Origin of the sequence: Kitasatospora sp. NPDC098663 (assembly GCF_044760075.1) — a bacterium.
GTDB lineage: Bacteria > Actinomycetota > Actinomycetes > Streptomycetales > Streptomycetaceae > Kitasatospora.
Map to the genome: position 1 here is coordinate 61,761 of NZ_JBIWAP010000038.1, position 20,585 is coordinate 82,345.

Sequence of the window (20,585 nt, forward strand, 5' to 3'; positions counted from 1 at the left end):
TCCCCGGCGTTGTCACCCGCGCGCCGTAGGTTCGTCGGATGAAGCGACTGAAGACCACCCGACTGGACGCCATAGACCGAGCCCTCTTCGACCGCATCGCCGCCGCGCCGCTGCACGGCACCCGCCCCTGGCTGCGGGCGCTGAGCCGGGCCGCCGACCACGGTGTGCTGTGGATGGGCACCGCCGCCGTCCTCGGCGCGGTCGGCGGACGCCGCGGGCGACGCGCCGCCCTGCGCGGCCTCGGCTCGCTCGCCATCGCCTCGGCCACCGCCAACACCGTCGCCAAGCACGCCACCCGCCGGCCCCGCCCGGTGCTGGACGCCGTCCCGGCCGTGCGCCGGCTGCTGCGCCAGCCCGTCACCACCTCCTTCCCCTCCGGTCACTCCGCGTCCGCGGCCGCCTTCGCCGCCGGTGTGGCGATCGAGTCCCCGCTGCTGGGCGCGGCCGTCGCACCGGTCGCGGCGGCGGTGGCCCTCTCGCGCGTCTACACCGGCGTGCACTACCCGGGTGACGTCCTGGCCGGTGCGGCGCTGGGTACGGCGGCCGCCGCCGCGACCCTGCACTGGTGGCCGCGCTCGTCCGACGTGCCGCCGCCCGCCGCCCCGGCCGCCTCTCCGGCCCCGGCCCTGCCACAGGGGAGGGGGCTGTCGGTGGTGGTCAACTCGGGCTCCGGCAGCGGCTCTCCGCTCGCCCCCGACGCCGAGGACGTGGCCGGGACGCTGCGCGCCCTGCTGCCCGAGGCGGACGTCCGGGTGTGCGGGCCGCAGGACGACCTGGCGAAGATATTGACGGAGGCCGCCGACCGGGCCGCCCGGGCCGGCGGCGCGCTCGGGGTGTGCGGCGGCGACGGCAGCGTCAACCTGGCCGCGGCGCTGGCCGTCGAGCGCGCGCTGCCGCTGGCGGTCTTCCCCGGCGGCACCCTGAACCACTTCGCCCTCGACCTCGGCGCCACCACCCACGAGGCCGCCGCCGAGGCCGTCGAGGCCGGCACCGCCGTCGGCGTGGACCTGGGCCTGGCCGTCGACGACGCCGGCACCCGGACCTTCGTGAACACCTTCAGCCTCGGCATCTACCCCGAACTCGTCCACCAGCGGGAGAAGTTGGAGAAGCGCATCGGCAAGTGGCCGGCCCTCGCGGTGGCCGTCGCCAAGCTGCTGCCGACCGCCGAACCCGTCACCGTCCACGCCGACGGCCGCCCGCACCGGGTGTGGCTGCTGTTCGCCGGAAACGGGGCGTACGAACCGGCGGGCTTCGCCCCCACCCACCGCGCCGCCCTGGCCGACGGACAGCTCGACGTCCGGGTCGTCGACGGCGGCCGGCCCTTCGCCCGCACCCGCCTGGCCGCCGCCTTCCTCTCCGGCACCCTGGACCGGTCCCGGGTCTACCGGGCCGCCCGGCTGCGCGCCCTGGACCTGGACTCCCTCGGCGACGCCGCCCGCATCGCCGTCGACGGCGAGAGCGTCCCCGCGCGCGGGGCCCTGCGACTGTCCAAGGCCCCGGCCGGGCTCACCGTGTACCGGCCCGCGACCGCCGCCCCGGCGGGTGAGCTGCGGGGCCCGGGCCGGGACGGGCGGTAGCCGCAGGGGGTGTCACCTGGTGTCACCGGGTGTCGGGGGACGACGGGCCGCGCGGGCCGTCGTCCCCGGCCCCGCCGGGCCGCTCCCCGTCGTGGAAGGAGACCTCGACGTGCTGTTCGGGGCGGCGCTCCTCCTGCCGGGCGACGGAGGACAGCACCTTCCGGTCGGCGGCGGTGAGCGGCGGCTGCAGGAGGCTGCGGGGCCACAGCCGACGGGCGAGCACCGCGTTGGCCTCGGCGGCGTACACGGTGATCTGCGCGGCCAGGTAGAGCCAGGAGAGCAGGCCGATCACGGTCGCGAAGAAGCCGTAGACCTGGCCCGCGTGCCGCAGCTCGTGGGTCACCAGCAGCGAACCGAACGCCTGGAGGACGGTGAACAGCGGCCCGGCGACGACGCAGCCGGGCAGCAGGGCCCGGGTCGGGATCTCGCGCGGGGTGAGCACCCGGAAGCAGGCCAGGCACAGGGCGGTGTTCAGCAGCGCCGAGACCAGCAGGCCCCCGATCCGGGCGGGCAGCCCGCCCAGGGCGCTGCCGACCAGCGAGGCGGCCGCCGTGCCCAGCACCAGGCCGGCGGCCAGGACCGTGAACAGCAGCAGGCCGCGCGCCAGCCGGGGCCAGTATCCGGGCCGCTGCACCCCGGGCACGTTCCAGACCTCGGCCATGGCGTGCTGGAGGACCTGCGTGATGCCGAGCGCCCCGTACAGCAGGCCGAGCGCGCCGATGGCCAGCGCCAGACCGCTGCCCTGGAGGGAGTGGACGTTCTGGCGCAGTTGGTCGCCGATGATCGGGAAGTCGGCGAGCGCCGAGTTCAGCACCGACTGCTGGGCCCCGGGGTGGCCGTGCAGAACGAAGCCGAGGACGGTGCTGAGCAGGAGCAGCAGCGGGATCAGGGCGACGAAGCCGTAGTAGGTGATCAGGGCGGACAGCAGCCCGCCCCGGTCGTCCCCGTACTTGCGCACCACGCCGATGACCACGGCGGGCACCCGGCGGTGCTGCTGGAAGCGGTCCACGGCGCGCAGTGCCCGTTCGATCGGGTTCATGCCCGGGCGTCTGCCCCGGCCCGCGCCCGCGACACCCGCCGGTTCCGCGCCCCGAGGCGCGCACACCCGAGCCGCCGCGCAGGGCTGCGCGGCGGCTCGGGTGCCCCGCCGACCGACGGCGGGGCCGTACGTACGGCGGGCTACCAGCGGTACCAGCGGCCCCGCTCTCCGGCGGAGGTGGTGCCGCGGGCGAGGAAGCCCAGGAGCCAGACGACGAGGACCGCGAGGGCGACCCACCACAGCACCTTCAGGGCGAAGCCGAAGCCGAACAGAAGCAGGGCGAGCAGCAGGACCAGGACCAGGGCGAGCACGGGGACCTCCTCGATCAGGGGACGCGTCGATTCGATCCCCGGCTGCCCCGGTTCGCCGCGAACATGCGCCGGTCGTGGCGGTTCGACCGCTACCGCACCCTCACCGCACCATCACTCCGACCAGGCAGGTGTCGTCGTCGGTGTCGGCGTTGCTGTAGCGCAGCAGGTGGTCCAGGAGCTCTTCGAGCTTGGCCGAGCCGGTGGTCGACCCGGCGGCGGACCCGGTGCGGGACTCCTCGGCGAGGGCCGTCAGGCTGGTCAGCGACGCCTGGAGGGATTCGTCGCGGCGCTCGATGAGCCCGTCGGTGTACATCACCAGCGTGTCGCCCGCCTCCAGGACGAGCTCGCCCTGCTCGTAGTCGGCGTGGCCGATCGCGCCGAGGAGGATGCCGCCCAGCTGGGGCAGGATGTCCGCCCGCCCGCCGCGCAGCAGGACCGGCGGCGGGTGCCCGGCGCGGGCCCACCGCAACCGGCGGGTCGCGGGTTCGTAGAGGCCGCACACCGCGGTGGCCGTGACGTTGTCGGTCAGGTGGTGGGTGACGCTGTTGAGCCAGCTCAGCAGCTGGGCCGGCCCGGCGCCGGTGGCGGCCAGGCCGCGCAGGGCGTTGCGCAGCGCGACCATGCCGGTGGCGGCCTCGATGCCGTGCCCGGAGACGTCGCCCACGCACAGCAGGACGTCTCCCGAGGGCAGGGCGAGGGTGTCGTACCAGTCCCCGCCGACCAGGTGGTCCTTCTCCGCCGGGCGGTAGCGCACGGCGACGCTCAGGTCGTGCAGGTCCAGCGGGCCCCGGGTGGGCGGCATGATGGCGTGCTGGAGCTGGAGGGCGAGGCGGCTGCGCTCGGCCGCCTGCTGCTCGCTCTGCGCGAGCTGGTCGCGGGTGGCGGCGAGTGCGACCTCCGTCCAGTGCTGGGCGGAGATGTCCTGGTAGGCGCCGCGGACGGTGCCGAGCCCGGTGCCGAGCCCGCTGCCGGGATCGCCGTCGAGCCTGCTGCCGAGCCCGCTGTCGCGTCCGCTGCCGGGATCGCGGACGGGCTCCGCGACGACGCGGATGTGGCGGGTGACGCCGTCCGGCCGCTGGAGGCGGAAGGCGGTGGAGGCTGGGCGCTGGTGGTGCAGGAGGGTGCGCAGGAACCGGTCGATGGCGTGGCGGTCGTCCGGGTGGGCGCGGTCGGGGAGCTGGTCGAGGGCGAGGGGCGCGGCGGTGGGCGGCAGCCCGTGCAGCTCGAACACCGTCTCGTTCCAGGCGATCTGGCGGGTCCGCAGGTTCTCCTCGAAACCGCCGATCCGGCCGAGCCGCTGGGCGTGCTGCAGCAGGCGGGCGACGCGCGGGGTGCCGTCGTCGAGGCGCCAGACGACCGCGAGGTGGCTGCCGTGCCGGCTGATGCTCACCTGCGCCCGGGTGGTCAGCGGTACTCCGTCGACCAGGGCGGCGAGCCGCATGTCCTGGGCGCGGAAGGGCTCCCCGGTGGCGAAGACGTGCTCGACCTTGTCGGCCAGGCCGCCCGGTTCGGCCGCCAGCGGGTACGCCTCCAGCAGGCGGGTGCCGGTGAGCACGCCGGTGGGCCGGCCGGCGAAGTCGACGAAGGCCGGGTTGAGGTGCCGGATCACGAACCGGGGCGGGAGCTCGTCGCTGTCCGGCGCCGCCCGCAGGATCATGCACGGGTCGAGCAGGCCGTCCGTGAGCTGCCGCAGTTCGCCGAACTGCGCGTCGGCCGGGTCGCAGGCGGCGGGCTCCTGCCCGCTCCAGGACTCCAGCGTGGTGGCGGCCAGCTCGGCGAGCGCCTCGAACTGGCGTTGAAGCGGCTGGGAGCGCTCGGGCAGCGTGTCGGGCCAGCAGATCTCCAGGACGCCGATGAGCCGCCCGCCGACGCCGGCCGGGACGGCGAGCCGGCCGCCGTGGATCTCGTGCTGGCCGATCGAGGGCAGCGAGGCGCCGGCGAGCGTCGGGTAGCCGACCGCCGCGCGCTCGTCCAGGGCCCGGCGGGCGGGTGTCGGCACGCCCGGCGGGACGTGGCGCCAGCGGCGTGCCTCCTCCTCCGGGAAGCCCGCGCTGCCCGCCAGCGACAGGGAGAGGTCCGGGTGGGCGGCCCAGATGGCGACGGCGGCGGCGCCGAGCGGTCGCAGCGCGTGCTCCAGCATGGAACGCGCCGCCGCCGCGGCGTCACCGCTCGCGAGCACGTCCGCCTGGGCACTGCGCAGCCGCACGGCCACCGCTTCGGTGGGGGGAACCGAGGCGTCGGCGACGAACTCGCGGGCGAGGGCGGAGATCTCGTCCGCCGCGGCCTGGTTGACCAGGTCGGCGGCGAGCGCCAGGACCGTCACCCCGGCCTGCTCCGCGAGGCTCTCCAGCTGCCTGGCGGCCTCGGTGGGCCCGCACCGCAGGCGTTCCACCAGCACGCCGACGCCCATCTCGACGACGGCGCGGCCCGCCGCCTGGGCCTGGGCCTGTTCCAGTTCCAGCCTGAGCCGATCCACCGTGGTGGCGAGCCGGTCGACCGCCGCGGACTCGCCTTCGGAGCGGGCCCGGGCCGCCGCCTGCGCCTCGGCGGCGCGCCGCTGCGCTCCGACCCTCGGCGTGTCGGCCGGTCCGGTCGGTCCGACCGCCGCGGGGCGGTCCGTGGCGCGCGGCTCCTGCGGGTGGTGCACGGCTGTCGGCTCCTGAAGTCTGGACCATCGGGGCGGGCGCGAGGGGACGCGGGGGCACGGGGCAGGGCGACTACCGGGTGAGGTGGTCCCTGATCCTGCCGATCACCTCGTCGGCGTCCACCGGCTTGGTGATGTAGTCGCTGGCTCCCGAGGCCAGGCTCTTCTCCCGGTCGCCGATCATGGCCTTGGCGGTGACCGCGATGATCGGCAGCCCCTCGTGCTCGGGCATGGCGCGGATCGCCGCGGTGGCGGTGTAGCCGTCCATCTCGGGCATCATCACGTCCATCAGGATCACGTCGATCCCGGGGTGTGCGCCGAGGGCTTCGAGCGCGGCGAGCCCGTTCTCGGCCTGGAGGACCCGCATGCCGCGCAGCTCCAGGATGCTGGTGATCGCGAAGAGGTTGCGGTCGTCGTCGTCGACCACCAGCGCGGTGCGGCCGGAGAGCACCGGGTCGGCTCCGCGGCCCCGGGCGGGGTTCCCGTCCGTGCGGCGCGCCGGGGGCAGGACGCGCCCGGGCCCGTCGGCGCTCATGTGGAGGGCGATGCGTTCGCGCAGCTCGTCGAGGCTGGAGATGAGCTCCAGCGGCCGTTCCCCCTTCCGGCGGACGGCGTGCTCGTCGCCGGTGGTGACGCCCCGGCTGTTGTGGGCCAGCACCGGGACGGTGTACAGGGCCGGGTCGTGTTCCATCTCCGCCAGGAGCGTGGCCGCCGCGCTGTCCGGCAGGTCGAGCTCCAGGACGACGCAGTGGTACGGGGCGGTGGCGAGCGCAGTGGCGGCCTCCGGGGCGCCGACCGTGGTGACTATCTCGACCCGGCGCTGGGCGCCGGCGGAGCGGGCGACGTCGGCGACGGCGTTCTCCGCCACCAGGGACAGCAGGCCGTTGGGGCGGCCCTCGACCACGAGCAGGCGCCGCGGTTGACCGGCGGCGGGAGGCGCGGGGACGCGCTCCGGGGCCTCGGACACTCCGGTGCTTCCGGTGCCCAGCGCCCTGCGGGCCCCGTCGGCGCCGTTCTCGGCCAGGTCGGGGCGGGTCGCGGGGACGTAGAGGGTGAAGGTGCTGCCCCGGCCCAGGGTGCTCTCCACCGTGATCGCGCCGCCGAGCAGGTAGGCGATCTCGCGGCTGATGGACAGTCCGAGGCCGGTGCCGCCGTACTTGCGGCTGGTGGTGCCGTCGGCCTGCTGGAAGGCGCCGAAGACGCTCTCCACGTGCTGGGGGGCGATGCCGACTCCGGTGTCGCTCACGTGGAAGGCGAGCACCGGGCCGCCGCGCCGGACGGCGTCGGGCAGGTCGGTCTCGTCGGCGGGCTCGATGCGCAGTTCGACCCGGCCCTGCTCGGTGAACTTGACGGCGTTGGACAGCAGATTGCGCAGCACCTGGCGCAACCGGTAGTCGTCGGTGAGGAGTTCGGCGGGGATCTGCTGGACCGTCCGCACCGTGAAGGCGAGGTTCTTCTGGCTGGTCAGCGGGCGGAAGGTGGCTTCGACGTAGTCGAGCAGCGCGCGCAGCGGCACGGCCTCGATGTTGAGGTCCATCTTTCCGGCCTCGACCTTGGACAGGTCGAGGATGTCGTTGATCAGCTGGAGCAGGTCGGAGCCGGCGGAGTGGATGATCCCGGCGTACTCGACCTGCTTGGCGGTCAGGTTGCGGGTGGGGTTCTGGGCGAGCAGCTGGGCGAGGATGAGCAGGCTGTTGAGCGGGGTGCGCAGTTCGTGGCTCATGTTGGCCAGGAACTCCGACTTGTACTTCGAGGCGAGGGACAGCTGGTGGGCGCGCTCCTCCAGTTCCTGGCGGGCCTGTTCGATCTCCAGGTTCTTGGTCTCGATGTCCCGGTTCTGCGCCGCCAGCAGGTCGGCCTTCTCCTCCAGCTCGGCGTTGGAGGCCTGCAACTCGTCCCGACGCGCCTGCAACTCCTGTGAGCGGACCTGGAGTTCGGCGGTGAGCCGCTGGGACTCGTCGAGCAGCTCGTCGGTGCGGGCGTTGGCGATGATGGTGTTGACGTTGACGCCGATGGTCTCCATGAGCTGGTCGAGGAAGTCCAGGTGGACCTGGGTGAACGGCTGGACGGAGGCCAGTTCGATGACGCCGAGGACCTGGTCCTCGACCACGATGGGCAGCACCACCAGGGACAGCGCCCCGGTGCGGCCGAGGCCGGAGGCGGCGGCCAGGTAGTCCGGCGGCAGCGAGTCGACGGTGATGGCGCGCCGGCTGCGCGCGGCCTGGCCGACGAACGACTCGCCGAGGCGGAAGCGGGTGGGGCGCTCGCCGTCGGGGAAGGCGTAGGAGCCGACCAGCTGGAGCACCGTCCCGACGGGGCTGTCCTCGGCGAGGTAGAAGACGCCGCACTGCGCGCCGACCAGGGGGGCGAGTTCGTCCATGACGGACTCGGCGACGACCCCGAGGTCGCGCCGGCCCTGCATCAGGGCCGAGAAGCTGGCGAGGTTGGTCTTGAGCCAGTCCTGCTCCTGGTTGGCGCGGGTGGTCTCGCGCAGGGAGCCGACCATGGCGTTGATGTTGTCCTTGAGGTCGGCGACCTCGCCGGAGGCGTCCACGCTGATCGAGCGGGTGAGGTCGCCGGCGGCGACGGCGCTGGTGACCTCGGCGATCGCGCGGACCTGCCGGGTGAGGTTGCCGGCCAGCTCGTTGACGTTCTCGGTGAGGCGCTTCCAGGTGCCGGAGACGCCCTCCACCTCGGCCTGGCCGCCGAGCCGGCCCTCGGTGCCGACCTCCCGGGCGACCCTGGTCACCTCGTCGGCGAAGGAGGACAGCTGGTCGACCATCGTGTTGATGGTCTCCTTCAGCTCCAGGATCTCGCCGCGCGCGGTGACGGTGATCTTCTGCGACAGGTCCCCGCGCGCGACCGCCGTGGCCACCTGGGCGATCGCGCGGACCTGGCCGGTGAGGTTGCCGGCCATGAAGTTCACCGAGTCCGTGAGGTCGCGCCACGTCCCCGAGACGCCCTTCACGTCGGCCTGGCCGCCGAGGATGCCCTCGGTGCCGACCTCCCGCGCCACCCGGGTCACCTCACCGGCGAACGAGGACAGCTGGTCGACCATCGTGTTGACGGTGTTCTTCAGCTCCAGGATCTCGCCCCGGGCATCGACGGTGATCTTCTGCGACAGGTCCCCCTTGGCCACCGCGGTGGCGACCTGGGCGATGTCCCGCACCTGGGTGGTGAGATTGCCCGCCATCGCGTTGACCGAGTCGGTCAGGTCCTCCCAGGTGCCCGACACCCCGGGCACCTGGGCCTGGCCGCCGAGCCGGCCCTCGGTGCCGACCTCCCGGGCGACCCTGGTCACCTCCGAGGTGAACCGCGACAGTTGGTCGACCATCCCGTTGAACACCGTGGCGATCTCGCCCAGCAGCCCGTCCCCGTCGCCCGGCAGCTTGGTGCTGAAATCGCCGTCGCGCACCGCCGTCAACCCGGCCAGCAGCAGCCGCAGTTCCGGCTCGCCCACCTGCGCGGCGCCCGCCCCCTCGTGGGGGCGGTGCTGTGAGTCGCGGGACGGGGTCGGGCCAGCCATCGAACGTCGCCTCCGTGGAACGCCGGGCCGACTGGCCCGAATCCGGTCGTGGGCACCCCGAAGGACGGGCCGGGGGACCTGGCCGTCGTTCCAGGTGTGGTACCGCCCTCGGAGGCTACCGCAGCCCGCACACGGCCGGACAACGGTTGCCGCCCGGCCGTGCGCCCGGCCGTCCGCCCCGCCGTGCGCCCGGCCGTGCGTCCCGCCGCGCGTCCCGTCCGTCGCCCGGACGCGCGTTCGCGCCCCGGGCAGGCCGTCGGCCTCCCCGGAGCCGGTGCGGGCTTCACGAAACCTCCACGGGGGGCGGCTGCATCGATCCGCCGACACGGGGTACCGGGGGGCAGACCGCGCCGACACGAGAGAGCACGAGAGAGGGAGTCCGATGGCCACGACCACTGGGGAACTGCCCGCCTCCGCCCACCCGTCGACGGGAGGTCCGTCCCGCACGGCCGCTCCTGCCGGAGAGTCCTGGGACCTGCCTTCGCCGGAACCCACCGAGGCCGGAGGGCTTCGGGACCTGCTCCCGCCGGAGCTCGCCGACGCCGATGACCTGCGGGAGATCGCGCCGGCCGACGCGCGCGAGCTCAACAAGGTGCTGCTGCGCCGGCTCCGCACGCTGGAGGAGGGGACGAAGGAGTACTCGTACGTCCGCGCCACCCTGGTCGAGACGAACCTGTCCCTGGTGAGGTTCGCGGTCCGCCGCTTCACCTCGCACCGCGAGCCGCAGGAGGACCTGCTCCAGGTCGGCGCGGTCGGCCTGATCAAGGCCATCGACCGCTTCGACCCCGACCTCGGCGTCGAGTTCACCACCTTCGCCATACCGACCGTCCTCGGCGAGATCCGGCGCCACTTCCGCGACACCACGTGGGCCGTCCACGTGCCGCGCCGCCTCCAGGAGCTGCGCATCCTCCTGGCCAAGGCGCAGGAACGCCTGTCGCAGGACCTGGACCGGGCCCCCACGGTCGCCGAACTGGCCGAGCACCTCGCGCTCTCCCCCGAGGAGGTCGTCGAAGGGCTGACCGCCGCGAACGCGCACACCGCCGGCTCCCTGGACCTCGGCGGCAGCAACGACGACGACGCCCCCGGCCCGCTGGGCGACCGGCTCGGCGAGGACGACCGGGACCTCGCCCTCGTCGACGACCTGGTGGCGCTCAAGCCGCTCATCGCCGACCTGCCGGAGCGGCAGCGGCTCATCCTGTCCATGCGCTTCTGCGAGGACATGACGCAGTCGCAGATCGGCGCCCGCCTCGGGCTGTCCCAGATGCACGTCTCCCGGCTGCTCAGCCGCACCCTGCGGCACCTGCGCGACGGGCTGGAGGACGGCTGAGGATGCGTCGCCACACGAGCCCCGGGCAGGACCAAGCCGGGCGCACACCCCCGTGTTTGGCAGTCCGGCACAACCTCCGTATGGTCGGAAGGCATGGACATGGAGGAGACGACGATGATGCCATTCGACGACGTTCGGGCGGCCGCCGCGCCGGCAGCGTCCCCGCGCCCCGCGGAACTGGTGGTCGAGACCCGTGCCACGGCCTCCGGCGCGGTGGTGTGCGCCCTCGTGGGCGACCTCGACATCGAGACGCTCGCCTCGGCCGCCAACCTGCTCACCAGCGTGGTCGCGCAGCGCCGCGGCGCGGTGGTGATCGACCTCGCCGGGGTGGGTTTCTGCGACTCCTCCGGCCTGAACCTCCTGCTCAAGACCCGCCTCGCGGCGGCGGAGGAGGGGTTGGACCTGCACCTGGCCGCCGTGGCGCCGACCGTCATGCGGGTCCTGGAACTGACCGGCGCGCAGGCGGTGTTCTCCATCCACGACTCGGTCGACGAGGCCCTGGCGGCCTGACCGCCCCGACTCGGGCCGCCAGGGCCTCGGCCCGAGGCGGGCCGGCCGCCCGCCCCGGCCCCGGTTCGCCGCCGGCGCGGGGCATAATCCGAGAACTGCCGGGAAACCGACCGTGCGAGACCGCCGTCGATCCGAAAGGGTGTCCTCACATGACGATGAGCCGGGGAACCCTGGACGGCGACCCGCACCAGCCGGGCCCCGCGCTGCCCGTCGGCGGCCAGCGCAGGCGGCTGACCCTGTCCGGCATCCCCAAGCCGGTCGCCCACGCCAGGACCTTCACCGCCCGCGCCCTCGACGACTGGTACGCGTCCGCCGCCGGGCCCGGCGTCGACGAAGGCGCCCTCGCGGACGTCGTCCTGCTGGTGGCGGAGCTCGTCGCCAACGCCATGCTGCACGGCGACGGCCCGCTGGAACTGGTCCTGGACGCCACCGGGACCCGCCTGCGGGCCGAGGTCAGCGACCGCAGCCCGACCCTGCCCACCCCGCGCCGCCCGCACAACCCGGCCCTCCCCGGCGGCCACGGCCTGTTCATCGTGGAGCGGACCGCCGACCGGTGGGGCGCCGAACCGCACAGCCACGGGAAGACGATCTGGGCCGAGTTCGACGCCTCGCGGCTGACCCGCGGCTGATCCGTCGCGGACCTGAGACGGTGCCTCACCGGACCGCACCGGTGCGCCGAGTTCGTCATCCGCGCCCGGCCGGGGCCGCCACGCCGACTCCGGTTCAGAGAACCTTGCCACGCCGGGTGATTGCATGGCGCCACAGCGTGTGTCCCGGCGAGCGTCTCCGCGTCTTCCCCCGCGGGTACGGGCGGGCCCCGGCAGGAGGAGGAAGCGGATGGCGCAGACCCGGCGGCGGGCCGCCGCCCGCCCGGCGCCCGGCGCGGCCCGACGGCGTCAAGGCTCGGCGGTGCTGCGGTGGTTGAGCACGACCGACCACAAGGCCATCGGCAACCTGTACCTGACGACGGCGTTCGGGTTCTTCCTGTTCGCGGGGCTGCTGGCGATGCTCATGCGCGCGGAGCTCATGCGGCCGGGACTGCAGGTGGTGAGCAACGAGCAGTACAACCAGCTGTTCACCATCCACGGGACGATCATGATGCTGCTGTTCGCCACACCGACGTTCGCCGGTTTCGCGAACGCGGTGATGCCGCTGCAGATCGGTTCCCCGGACGTGGCGTTCCCCCGGCTGAACGCGTTCACGTACTGGGTGTACCTGTTCGGCGGCCTGATGGTGGTCGGGGGCTTCCTGACCACCGACGGCGCCGCGTCGTTCGGCTGGTTCGCCTACGCCCCGCTGAACGGGCCGATCCACAGCCCGGGAACGGGCGCCGACCTGTGGGCCGTGGGGCTGATCGTGGCGGGCCTGAGCACGATCCTGGGAGCCGTCAACTTCATCACCACCATCGTCTGCCTGCGGGCACCGGGCATGACGCTGTTCCGGATGCCGGTCTTCACCTGGAACGTGCTGTTCACCTCGATCCTCGCGCTGCTCGCCTTCACCCCGCTGACCGCGGCGCTGTTCGCGCTGGAGGCGGACCGCAAGCTGGGCGCCCACGTCTTCGACCCGGCCAACGGCGGGGCGATGCTGTGGCAGCACCTGTTCTGGTTTTTCGGCCACCCCGAGGTGTACATCGTGGCGCTGCCGTTCTTCGGCATCATCTCCGAGGTCATCCCGGTGTTCAGCCGCAAGCCGGTCTTCGGCTACTACGGACTGATCGGTGCCACGATCGCGATCACCGCGCTGTCCGCGGTCGTGTGGGCCCACCACATGTTCGCCACCGGCCAGGTGCTGCTGCCGTTCTTCTCGCTGGCCTCGCTGCTCATCGCGGTGCCGACCGGGGTGAAGTTCTTCAACTGGATCGGCACCCTGTGGAACGGCTCGCTCTCCTTCGAGACGCCCATGCTGTTCTCCCTCGGCTTCCTGGTGACCTTCCTCCTCGGCGGGCTGACCGGCGTCCTGCTGGCCGCGCCCCCGATCGACTTCCACGTCACCGACAGCTACTTCGTGGTCGCCCACCTGCACTACGTCCTGTTCGGGACGGTCGTGTTCGCGATGTTCGCCGGCTTCTACTTCTGGTGGCCCAAGATCACCGGTCGGCTGCTGGACGAGCGCCTCGGAAGGATCCACTTCTGGGTGCTGCTGCCCGCCTTCCAGATCACCTTCCTCGTGCAGCACTGGCTCGGCGCCCAGGGCATGCCGCGCCGCTACGCCGACTACCTGCCCTCGGACGGCTTCACCACCCTGAACACCGTCTCCTCCCTCGGCGCGTTCCTGCTGGGCGCGTCGACCCTGCCCTTCCTGTACAACGTGTGGCGCACCGCCAGGTACGGCGTCCGGGTCACCGAGGACGACCCGTGGGGCTACGGGCGCTCCCTGGAATGGGCGACCTCCTGCCCGCCGCCGCGCCACAACTTCCACGCCCTGCCCCGCATCCGCTCCGAAGGCCCGGCCTTCGACCTGCACCACCCGGAGTATTCGCGCACGGCGCTGGAAGGCGAGGAGAACGCGCGGTGAAGACCGAGTCCTACCTGTTCGCGGGCGTCGCGCTGTTCTTCGCCGTCGCCGCTTCGATCTACGGCTGGTTCGCCCGGGAGCCGGCCGGCAAGGCGGCGCTGGTCGTGGCCTTCATGATGTCCACGCTGATCGCGTTCTTCTTCCGGACCCAGTACTCCCGCCGCGGCCGCCGGCCGCAGGACCGCACCGGCGCCGAGATCGTCACCGGTGCCGGGCCGCTGGAGTTCTTCGCCCCGCGCAGCTACTACCCGCTGCTCACCGCGGCCGGCGTCGCGGTCACCGGGCTGGGGCTGGTGTACGCCTTGTGGCTCCTCCTCATCGGAGCGGGTGTGACGGGCGCCGGCGTCCTGGGCTTCGTCTTCCAGCACGCCCAGCGCGGGCAGTGAGTCCGGCCGATCGGCAGCGGTCGGTCGTCGGGGATCACCGCTCAGCGCGTCCCGCGTCGGCGGACGCGAGCGGCCCCGGCTGCGGCTCGTCCACCGCCGTCTCCCCGTTGTCCCGGTAGTACCAGGAGCTCAGGGCGGCCCGCAGCCGTGCGCGCCGCGAGGCGCCCTCGCCCGGCGCCGGCAGGGGAGGCGGGGCGTCGCGCAGGGCCAGCGTGTAGCGCAGGTCGGTGGGGAGCGGCCGGTGCTCGCCGTGGAAGGCGCCCTCGACGGCCTCGTGCACGAATCCGGTCTCGTCTCCCTCCGTCACCCGTTCGAGGTCCCGCTCCTGCAAGGCCAGGCACAGGCGCCGGGTGATCCAGAAGGCCGCCGCCGGCCCGACGAACAGGCCCACCCGCAGGAACCGGTTCAGGCCCTCCACCGGCACGTCCAGTGCCCGGGCGACGACGTCCTGGCCGCCGGCGACCAGTAGGACGACGTAGAAGCACGTCCCGGCGACACCCAGCGCCGTCCGGGTCTGCCGGTTGCGGGGGCGGTCGCACAGGTGCTGCTCGCCGCTCCCCGGGGTGATCCAGCGCTCGAAGAACGGATAGCCGTACAGGGCGGCGAAGAACAGCAGCGGGAACAGCACGGCCGGAATCAGCGGGTTCCAGGCGACGGTGTGGCCCCACAGCCGTGTCTCGGCCCCGGGCATCAGCCGCAGCGCGCCCTCGATGAACCCCATGTACCAGTCCGGCTGCGCGTCGGTGGAGTCCTGGTCGGGGCGGTAGGGCCCGTACAGCCAGATCGGGTTGATCTGGGCGAGGGCGGCGGCCAGCGCCAGCACCCCGAAGACCATCGCCATCAGGCCCGCCGTCTGGACGCTGAAGTGCGGGAAGAGGGGCTTCCCGACGACGTTGCGGTCGGTACGCCCGGGCCCGGCCCACTGGGTGTGCTTGAGGTGGAAGACCAGGATCAGGTGCGCGGTGATCAGGCCGAGCAGGAGACCGGGCAGCAGCAGGATGTGCGCGCTGTACAGGCGGGGAATGATGTCGTGCCCCGGAAGCTCCCCGCCGAAGAGGAAGAAGCTCAGGTAGGTGCCGACCAGCGGGACCGACAGGATGAATCCCTGAGCCGTGCGCAGACCGGTGCCGGAGAGCAGGTCGTCGGGCAGCGAGTAGCCGGCGAAACCCTCCAGCAGGGCGAGCTGGAACAGTGTCAGTCCCACCAGCCAGTTGACCTCCCTGGGGCGGCGGAACGCGCCGGTGAGGAAGATGCGCAGCAGGTGCGCACAGATCGCGGCGGTGAACACCAGTGCCGCCCAGTGGTGGATCTGGCGGATCAGCAGGCCGCCGCGCACGTCGAAACTGATCGACAGCGTCGAGGCGTACGCCTGGGACATCCGCACCCCGCGAAGCGGCGGGTACGTTCCGGCGTACACGGTCTCGGCCATGGACGGTGTGAAGAAGAACGTCAGGAAGACGCCGGTCAACAGCAGCAGCACGAAGGTGTAGAGCGCCAACTCGCCGAGCAGGAAGGACCAGTGGTCGGGAAAGACCTTCCGGAGCAGGCCCTTGGCCCCGTCGAACAGCGGCAGCCGCCGGTCCAGCGCGACCGCCGTGTTCCGGGCGGCCCGCTCCGCCCGCCGCCCGGCCCGCGCCCTCCACCTCGACAGCCGCACGCCGCTTCTCCCGTCCGCTCCGATCGTGTGTCCCGATAGCCATATCCCGTGGCGGCGGGCTGGCCGGACGGGGCTCGCCCGCCGCCCCGGGCTTCACCCGGACGGCCCCCGACTCGATGGCCCTTCGCCCTCTCAGGGCCCGGTTTCAGGCTGCTGACCTGCGGATTCTCCCTGGGTCCCGGCCTGGACGCGGCGGGTCGGCCCACGAACGGCGGGCGTGAACGGACGCCCGCGCTCCGGTCGAGACGTTCACGAAATGATGGCTGCGGGTAGTCGAATGGGTGCGAAAGGTCATCAGGTGGGGGGTGTTGCAGGGAGCGACGATGCCGGAACACGAGCAGTTCGGCGTGCGGGCCGAAGCGGACGGGCCGGCGAGCCGGACCGGAAGAGTCCCGCCCCAGGCGAGTCCGGAGGAGGCCCCCGGGGCGGCCCCCACCCCCGCCCCCGTCCCCGTCCCCGGTGAAGGTCGCGTTCCGGGGGAGGGCCGAGCTCCCGGCCGGCCGGCGCCCCCCGGGGCGGAGAGCGGATCCGCCGATGCCGACGGCACGGCGGCCTGGCCGGACCTGATGCTGCCGCTGCTGCGCACCCCGACCACCGACCGCCCGCTGGTGACCGGCGAACCCGGCGCGGACGACCCGGGGCCGGCCGCGGTGGCCGCCGTCCTGGACCTCGCGCTGCTGGTGGGCGAGCTGATGCTGGCCTGCGGCGAGGCCGCGGAGGACGTCGAGGCCGCCATGCTCGCCGTCGCGCAGGCCTACCGGGCCCAGCCCTGCGACCCCCAGGTCACCTTCACCCGGGTGGCGATCTCGTACCAGCCGGGCCCCTCGGAGCCACCCGTGACGGTCGAGCGCTCCGTGCGGCACCCGGCCGGGGACTACGCGCGGCTGGCCGTGCTCTTCCGGCTGGTCACCGAGATCACGACCGGCGGACTCGTCGTCGACGACGCCCACCACCGGCTGAGGGCTGTGCGCCGGCACTGCCGCCGCTACCCCGCCTGGCTCCTGGTCCTGTCCTCCGGCCTGCTGGCCGGCGCCGCGACGCTGCTGGTCGGCGGCCGGGCCGATGCCCGGGCCTGGCTGGTGTTCGTCAGCGCCGTCGCGGCGGCACTGGCCGGCGACCGGCTCTCGGCGCTGGTCGGACGCCACGACCTCCCGGAGTTCTACCGGATCGCGACGGCCGCGACCCCGGCGGCGGCGATCGGCATCCTGCTGTCCTTCAACGGGCTGAACCTGGGCGGATCGGTGGTGATCACCGGAGGGCTGTACACGCTCCTGCCCGGATGGCCCATGGTGGCGGCGGCGCAGGACGGCCTCGCGGGCTTCTACCTCACCGCGGCCGCACGCCTGATGGAAACGCTGTACATGATGGCCGGCGTGGTGGTCGGGGTGATGACCGTGCTCTACATCGGCGTCAACAACGGTGCCGACCTGGCGGCCCGGCCCGTCCCGGTCGCCGCGTCGAACCCACCGCTCCAGCTGATGGCGGCGCTCCTGCTCACCCTGACCTTCGCGGTGCTGCTCAACACCGAGCCGGGCACGCTGCCGGCCGTCCTGCTCAACAGCGGGGTCGGCTGGACGACGTACGGCGTGCTGATCAACGCCGGCGGCGAGCCCATCATGGCCACCGGCCTCGCCGCCGGGCTGGTGGGCCTGTCCGGCCAGCTCATGGCCCGCTACCGGGGAAGCTCCTCGCTGCCGTACGTCACCGCGGCCCTGGGGCCGCTGCTGCCCGGCTCGTTGCTGTACTTCGGGCTGCTCGCCTTCGTCCGGGGCGAGCCCGAGATCGGGCTCGTCGGCGTCGGGCGCGCCACGGCCACGGCGATGGCGGTGGCGATCGGCGTGAACCTGGGCCGCGAGGTCGCCCGGCTGTTCCTCCCCGCCCCGGGCGTGGTCCCGGCGCCCGGCCGCAGCGCCGGGCGCCACCGCCGCTGAAGGCCGGCCGCCACCGCCGCCGCTGAGGGTGGCGGACGGCGCCGTGCGGCTGTCGGCGTCGGCACCCACGTGGTGCCGGGGCGGACAGCCGCACGAGCCGGTGAACGGGTGGATCAGCGGTTGGGGCGGGTGGTGCGGAAAAGCAGGACGAGTGGATCAGTAGTAGTGACGACGCCCGCCGACGGCGTGCCCGACGGAGCCCGCGATCCACAGGACGAGGCCGATGACGGCCAGGATGATGCCGATGGTCCACAGGATCGAGATCCCGGTGACGAAACCGATGATGAGCAGGATGACGCCGAGGACGATCACGAGGTCCTCCCGTGTGGTGACTGGGACGGTTGTCAGGAGCGGCGGTCCGGCCGTTCGATGGTGATGCCGGAACCGTCCGGGGGTGGTGGAGCCGTCGTTTCTCCGGCCGCGCCCATGATCCGCGTGTACCGCTCTGCGGGCCGGGCAAACCATCCCGCCCGAAGCGGAATGGGTCGGTTCCCCGCTCGGGCATGCCCGGCCCTGCACCGAGCGGTCGCCGCCGTCGCCCGTGGCGGGTCAGGACCGGATCCGGTCGAGGACGGCGTCGATGTCGAGGTGGTCGGATTCGGTGCCGGCCGGCACCAGGGCGAAGGAGTCGAGGAGGAAGGCCGTCACGGCGTCCGCGGGGATGCTGATCACGGCCCGGCCGTTCTCGGCGCACAGGGTGACCAGGACCCGGCCCGCCCGCCCGGGCGCGACCGTCACGTCCCCGTGGCCGGCGGGGGCGTGACGGCCCTCGTTCAGCAGGTCGCGCGCGAAGACCCACCGCGCCTCCCCGCCGCCCCCGAGGGGCGGGAAGACCAGGCACACCGCGTACGGCAGCGAGGTGTCGAAGCGCAGTTGCGCCTCGACGGTCACGTCGGGGAACGGGCCTTCGGGCAGCGTGACGGCGGTGGACCAGGAGGTGACGACGGTCATGCGACGGACTCCGTTTCTGGCAGTGGCGCCGGGTTGTCCGCAGCGGCACCGAGCGCCGGCGGCGGCAGCGTTCGGCTACCCGCCCCGGGCCGATTCATGGCGCTGGTGCGGAAACCTCGCGTGCGCGGTGTGTTCGCTCGTGCGCGGAACGTTTCAGCGCGGTTCCCGGCGCGGTTCCCGGCGCGAGGTGGGTGGTTTCCGTCCGGCGAGAAGGGGCAGCCGCCGCGTGGTCCCGCTGCCCGGTCTGGCGGCCGGTCGTTCGTCCGCGTCCGGGAAGCCCCGGCGTCCCGGACGCGCCGGAGCCCGGTCTTCAGGGGGTGGAGGGCCCGCCAGCACCGCGGGGGCCGGCCGACGGCTCCCCCGACCCGGAAGGAACTCAGCGATGGGTATCGTCATCAGCAGCCCGCTGCCGGACAGCGAACGCAAGACGACCGGGGAGGCCCTGCAAGGGACCCTGGTCGACCTGCTGGACCTGTCCCTGGTGGCGAAGCAGACGCACTGGAACCTCTACGGGCCCCGGTTCCGCTCCGTCCACCTCCAGCTCGACGACGTGGTCGTCACCGCGCGCGACTACGCCGACCAGGTGGCCGAGCGCGCCGCCGCGATCGGGGTCAGCCCGGACGGGCGGGCCGCCACGATCGCCGCCACCAGCAACCTGCCCGACTTCCCCGAGGGCTGGACGGCCGACGTGAAGGCCGTCCAGAACCTGGTGAAGGCCTTCGCCGCCGTGATCGAACGGATGCGGGTGCGCATCGACGAGACCGGCCCGGCGGATCCCGTCAGTCAGGACCTCCTGATCGGACTCACCGCCGAGTTGGAGAAGCACAGCTGGATGTTCCAGGCCGAGAACCAGCACTGACGCCACCCCGCCGACCGCGACGGGCCGGGGCCGGGATCGGGGCGGGTCCCGGCCCCCTGCGCGCGGTGCGGTCGGCCGGGCGGCCCGGCCGTCAGTGCTTCTCGTCCCGGTCCACGCGGGACTGCGTGCGGCGGGACCGCGTACGGGCCGCGGACCTGCGGCGGCGCACGCGCCAGACGATGAGGGCGATGACGACCGCCGCGGCGAGCAGGGCGGCGACGACACCGCCGACGGTGCCCTCGACCTTGGTGTAGGCGGCCCCGGCGAAGTAGCCGAGGAGGGTGAACCCGACGCCCCAGGCGAGGCCGCCGAGGGCATTGAAGAGGAGGAAACGGCGGTACGGCATGCGGGAGACGCCGGCCAGCGTCGGCACCACGGGGCGGAAGAAGGCGACGAAGCGGCCGAAGAACACGGCCGCCGGCCCCCGCCGGCGGATCAGGTCACGGGCCTTGTCGACCTGCTCCTCATGCCGTCGCAGCATGCGCGTGTCGAGGACCGCCGGGCCGATGTGGCGGCCGATCTCGTAGGCGACGGAGTCCCCCAGGACGGCCGCGCAGACCACGGCGAGGACCAGCCAGCCGATGGACACCCGGCCCTGGTGGGCGAGGAAACCGCCGAGGACGGCGGCGCTCTCGCCGGGGATGAGGAAGCTGAAGAAGAGGGCGTCCTCGGCGAAGACGAGGGCGGCGACGACCGCGTACACGACCGGGCCGGACAGGCCGTCCAGCCAGTCGGTGATCGAGTGCATCAGCCACCCCGTTCGGGATCTCCCGCCCCTTCTGCCGCCCGTTCCGCCGCCCCCTGCCGCCTCAATGTAACGGCGGGCGGTCCCGCACGCAGTGCCCCCCGGCGCTCAGGCCACCTGCGGCGGGCCGCGCGGCCGGCGGCGGCGTTAGCCTTCGCGCTTCCCGGGTAACCGCTCCGCCGGACCGCGACGGATCACCCTGCGAGGAGGACGCACCATGGACGGACGCGAGCAGGAGGGGCTGCTCGGGACCGAGCGGGAGCTGCGCCGCGGCCGCGTCCTGGAAGCACGGCTGCACAGGTTCGGCCTCGGACTGCGCAGCAGGGCCTGGGACATGATGCGCGGGGTACGGCCGCTCACAGTCCTCGGGCTCGCCCTGCTGTCGCTCGGCCTGCTGGCGGCCGGACTCCGGACGGCGCAGGCGCCCGTCCTGTGGGCCCTCACGGGCTGCTGGGCGCTGACCCTCGCGATCGCCTTCGCCGTGCTCTGCGCCTGCGCCGATGGCCGGGGGCGCGGCGGATAACCGGGGAGCGGCGGACAAGGAGGACCACCAGCTCGCCCGGATCGGAACCCGTCGACCCGGCACGGCGGCACCGTCGACGAGG

General features: G+C 73.6%; 17 protein-coding genes. 9 read left to right on the top strand and 8 right to left on the bottom strand.

All coding sequences use genetic code 11. From position 1 onward, the window contains the following. Positions 1–38 precede the first annotated feature (38 nt). Positions 39–1,577: a bifunctional phosphatase PAP2/diacylglycerol kinase family protein gene (locus ACIQVZ_RS32055; protein ID WP_402454820.1), complete on the top strand. Its 1,539-nt coding sequence runs from the start codon at positions 39–41 to the stop codon at positions 1,575–1,577. Positions 1,578–1,599: 22 nt separating this feature from the next. Here the strand turns inward: ACIQVZ_RS32055 and ACIQVZ_RS32060 are convergent, their stop codons facing one another. The 4 genes from ACIQVZ_RS32060 to ACIQVZ_RS32075 all read right to left on the bottom strand — a co-directional run bounded on the left by ACIQVZ_RS32060 (position 1,600) and on the right by ACIQVZ_RS32075 (position 9,097). After that, a complete protein-coding gene (locus ACIQVZ_RS32060; RefSeq protein ID WP_350878923.1) occupies positions 1,600–2,616 on the bottom strand; it encodes a YihY/virulence factor BrkB family protein in 1,017 nt (338 codons plus the stop codon). A 140-nt stretch (positions 2,617–2,756) separates the two neighbouring features. Beyond that, positions 2,757–2,927 (bottom strand): hydrophobic protein, encoded by a 171-nt coding sequence (locus tag ACIQVZ_RS32065; protein WP_350878921.1) that lies wholly within the window; start codon positions 2,925–2,927, stop codon positions 2,757–2,759. Positions 2,928–3,027: 100 nt separating this feature from the next. Continuing rightward, entirely contained in the window at positions 3,028–5,574 is a 2,547-nt protein-coding gene (locus ACIQVZ_RS32070) for a SpoIIE family protein phosphatase (RefSeq protein ID WP_402454821.1), read from the bottom strand. A gap of 70 nt (positions 5,575–5,644) precedes the next feature. Further along, on the bottom strand, positions 5,645–9,097 hold the full coding sequence (locus tag ACIQVZ_RS32075) for a HAMP domain-containing protein (protein WP_402454823.1): 3,453 nt from the start codon (positions 9,095–9,097) through the stop codon (positions 5,645–5,647). Between the two features lie 382 nt (positions 9,098–9,479). Between ACIQVZ_RS32075 and ACIQVZ_RS32080 the strand changes: the two genes are divergently transcribed. The 5 genes from ACIQVZ_RS32080 to ACIQVZ_RS32100 all read left to right on the top strand — a co-directional run bounded on the left by ACIQVZ_RS32080 (position 9,480) and on the right by ACIQVZ_RS32100 (position 13,837). Continuing rightward, on the top strand, positions 9,480–10,424 hold the full coding sequence (locus tag ACIQVZ_RS32080) for an RNA polymerase sigma factor SigF (RefSeq protein WP_402454825.1): 945 nt from the start codon (positions 9,480–9,482) through the stop codon (positions 10,422–10,424). Between the two features lie 114 nt (positions 10,425–10,538). Beyond that, positions 10,539–10,934 (top strand): STAS domain-containing protein, encoded by a 396-nt coding sequence (locus tag ACIQVZ_RS32085; RefSeq protein WP_402454827.1) that lies wholly within the window; start codon positions 10,539–10,541, stop codon positions 10,932–10,934. A 149-nt stretch (positions 10,935–11,083) separates the two neighbouring features. Further along, positions 11,084–11,563, top strand: coding sequence for an ATP-binding protein (locus ACIQVZ_RS32090; protein ID WP_350878913.1), 480 nt, complete (start codon positions 11,084–11,086; stop codon positions 11,561–11,563). Between the two features lie 208 nt (positions 11,564–11,771). Further along, positions 11,772–13,451, top strand: coding sequence for a cytochrome c oxidase subunit I (gene ctaD, locus ACIQVZ_RS32095; protein ID WP_402454830.1), 1,680 nt, complete (start codon positions 11,772–11,774; stop codon positions 13,449–13,451). After that, positions 13,448–13,837, top strand: a complete 390-nt coding sequence (locus ACIQVZ_RS32100) for a cytochrome c oxidase subunit 4 (protein ID WP_350878910.1) — start codon at positions 13,448–13,450, stop codon at positions 13,835–13,837. The genes ctaD and ACIQVZ_RS32100 overlap by 4 nt, the downstream gene beginning before the upstream one ends. Before the next feature lie 34 nt (positions 13,838–13,871). Here ACIQVZ_RS32100 and ACIQVZ_RS32105 read toward each other — a convergent pair whose 3' ends face one another. Beyond that, positions 13,872–15,494, bottom strand: a complete 1,623-nt coding sequence (locus ACIQVZ_RS32105; RefSeq protein ID WP_402454832.1) for a cytochrome bc complex cytochrome b subunit — start codon at positions 15,492–15,494, stop codon at positions 13,872–13,874. 323 nt (positions 15,495–15,817) lie between these two features. On the opposite strand from ACIQVZ_RS32105, the gene ACIQVZ_RS32110 reads away from it, so the two are divergent. Then, complete coding sequence (locus tag ACIQVZ_RS32110; protein WP_402454834.1) at positions 15,818–17,425, top strand: threonine/serine exporter ThrE family protein; 1,608 nt, start codon at positions 15,818–15,820, stop codon at positions 17,423–17,425. A 156-nt stretch (positions 17,426–17,581) separates the two neighbouring features. Here the strand turns inward: ACIQVZ_RS32110 and ACIQVZ_RS32115 are convergent, their stop codons facing one another. Beyond that, positions 17,582–17,737, bottom strand: coding sequence for a DUF6131 family protein (locus ACIQVZ_RS32115; RefSeq protein ID WP_167745913.1), 156 nt, complete (start codon positions 17,735–17,737; stop codon positions 17,582–17,584). A 237-nt stretch (positions 17,738–17,974) separates the two neighbouring features. Next, positions 17,975–18,376 carry an SsgA family sporulation/cell division regulator gene (locus tag ACIQVZ_RS32120; protein WP_350878905.1) on the bottom strand — a complete coding sequence of 134 codons (402 nt, stop codon included), beginning with the start codon at positions 18,374–18,376 and terminating at the stop codon, positions 17,975–17,977. 382 nt (positions 18,377–18,758) lie between these two features. Here ACIQVZ_RS32120 and ACIQVZ_RS32125 point away from each other — a divergent pair, with 382 nt between their 5' ends. After that, entirely contained in the window at positions 18,759–19,235 is a 477-nt protein-coding gene (locus tag ACIQVZ_RS32125; RefSeq protein WP_350878904.1) for a DNA starvation/stationary phase protection protein, read from the top strand. Positions 19,236–19,326: 91 nt separating this feature from the next. Here the strand turns inward: ACIQVZ_RS32125 and ACIQVZ_RS32130 are convergent, their stop codons facing one another. Next, positions 19,327–19,983 (bottom strand): DedA family protein, encoded by a 657-nt coding sequence (locus ACIQVZ_RS32130; protein ID WP_350878903.1) that lies wholly within the window; start codon positions 19,981–19,983, stop codon positions 19,327–19,329. Positions 19,984–20,197: 214 nt separating this feature from the next. Here ACIQVZ_RS32130 and ACIQVZ_RS32135 point away from each other — a divergent pair, with 214 nt between their 5' ends. Further along, positions 20,198–20,503 (top strand): hypothetical protein, encoded by a 306-nt coding sequence (locus ACIQVZ_RS32135; protein ID WP_402454837.1) that lies wholly within the window; start codon positions 20,198–20,200, stop codon positions 20,501–20,503. Positions 20,504–20,585: the final 82 nt, after the last annotated feature.

What these genes read in the sequence shown, in the direction of transcription:
- ACIQVZ_RS32060 (WP_350878923.1), bottom strand. Translation starts at nt 2,616, where the DNA reads ATGAACCCGATCGAACGGGCACTGCGCGCCGTGGACCGCTTCCAGCAG.
- ACIQVZ_RS32130 (WP_350878903.1), bottom strand. Translation starts at nt 19,983, where the DNA reads ATGCACTCGATCACCGACTGGCTGGACGGCCTGTCCGGCCCGGTCGTG.
- ACIQVZ_RS32125 (WP_350878904.1), top strand. Translation starts at nt 18,759, where the DNA reads ATGGGTATCGTCATCAGCAGCCCGCTGCCGGACAGCGAACGCAAGACG.
- ACIQVZ_RS32120 (WP_350878905.1), bottom strand. Translation starts at nt 18,376, where the DNA reads ATGACCGTCGTCACCTCCTGGTCCACCGCCGTCACGCTGCCCGAAGGC.
- ACIQVZ_RS32055 (WP_402454820.1), top strand. Translation starts at nt 39, where the DNA reads ATGAAGCGACTGAAGACCACCCGACTGGACGCCATAGACCGAGCCCTC.
- ACIQVZ_RS32135 (WP_402454837.1), top strand. Translation starts at nt 20,198, where the DNA reads ATGGACGGACGCGAGCAGGAGGGGCTGCTCGGGACCGAGCGGGAGCTG.
- ACIQVZ_RS32080 (WP_402454825.1), top strand. Translation starts at nt 9,480, where the DNA reads ATGGCCACGACCACTGGGGAACTGCCCGCCTCCGCCCACCCGTCGACG.
- ACIQVZ_RS32085 (WP_402454827.1), top strand. Translation starts at nt 10,539, where the DNA reads ATGATGCCATTCGACGACGTTCGGGCGGCCGCCGCGCCGGCAGCGTCC.
- ACIQVZ_RS32110 (WP_402454834.1), top strand. Translation starts at nt 15,818, where the DNA reads ATGCCGGAACACGAGCAGTTCGGCGTGCGGGCCGAAGCGGACGGGCCG.
- ctaD (WP_402454830.1), top strand. Translation starts at nt 11,772, where the DNA reads ATGGCGCAGACCCGGCGGCGGGCCGCCGCCCGCCCGGCGCCCGGCGCG.
- ACIQVZ_RS32075 (WP_402454823.1), bottom strand. Translation starts at nt 9,097, where the DNA reads ATGGCTGGCCCGACCCCGTCCCGCGACTCACAGCACCGCCCCCACGAG.
- ACIQVZ_RS32090 (WP_350878913.1), top strand. Translation starts at nt 11,084, where the DNA reads ATGACGATGAGCCGGGGAACCCTGGACGGCGACCCGCACCAGCCGGGC.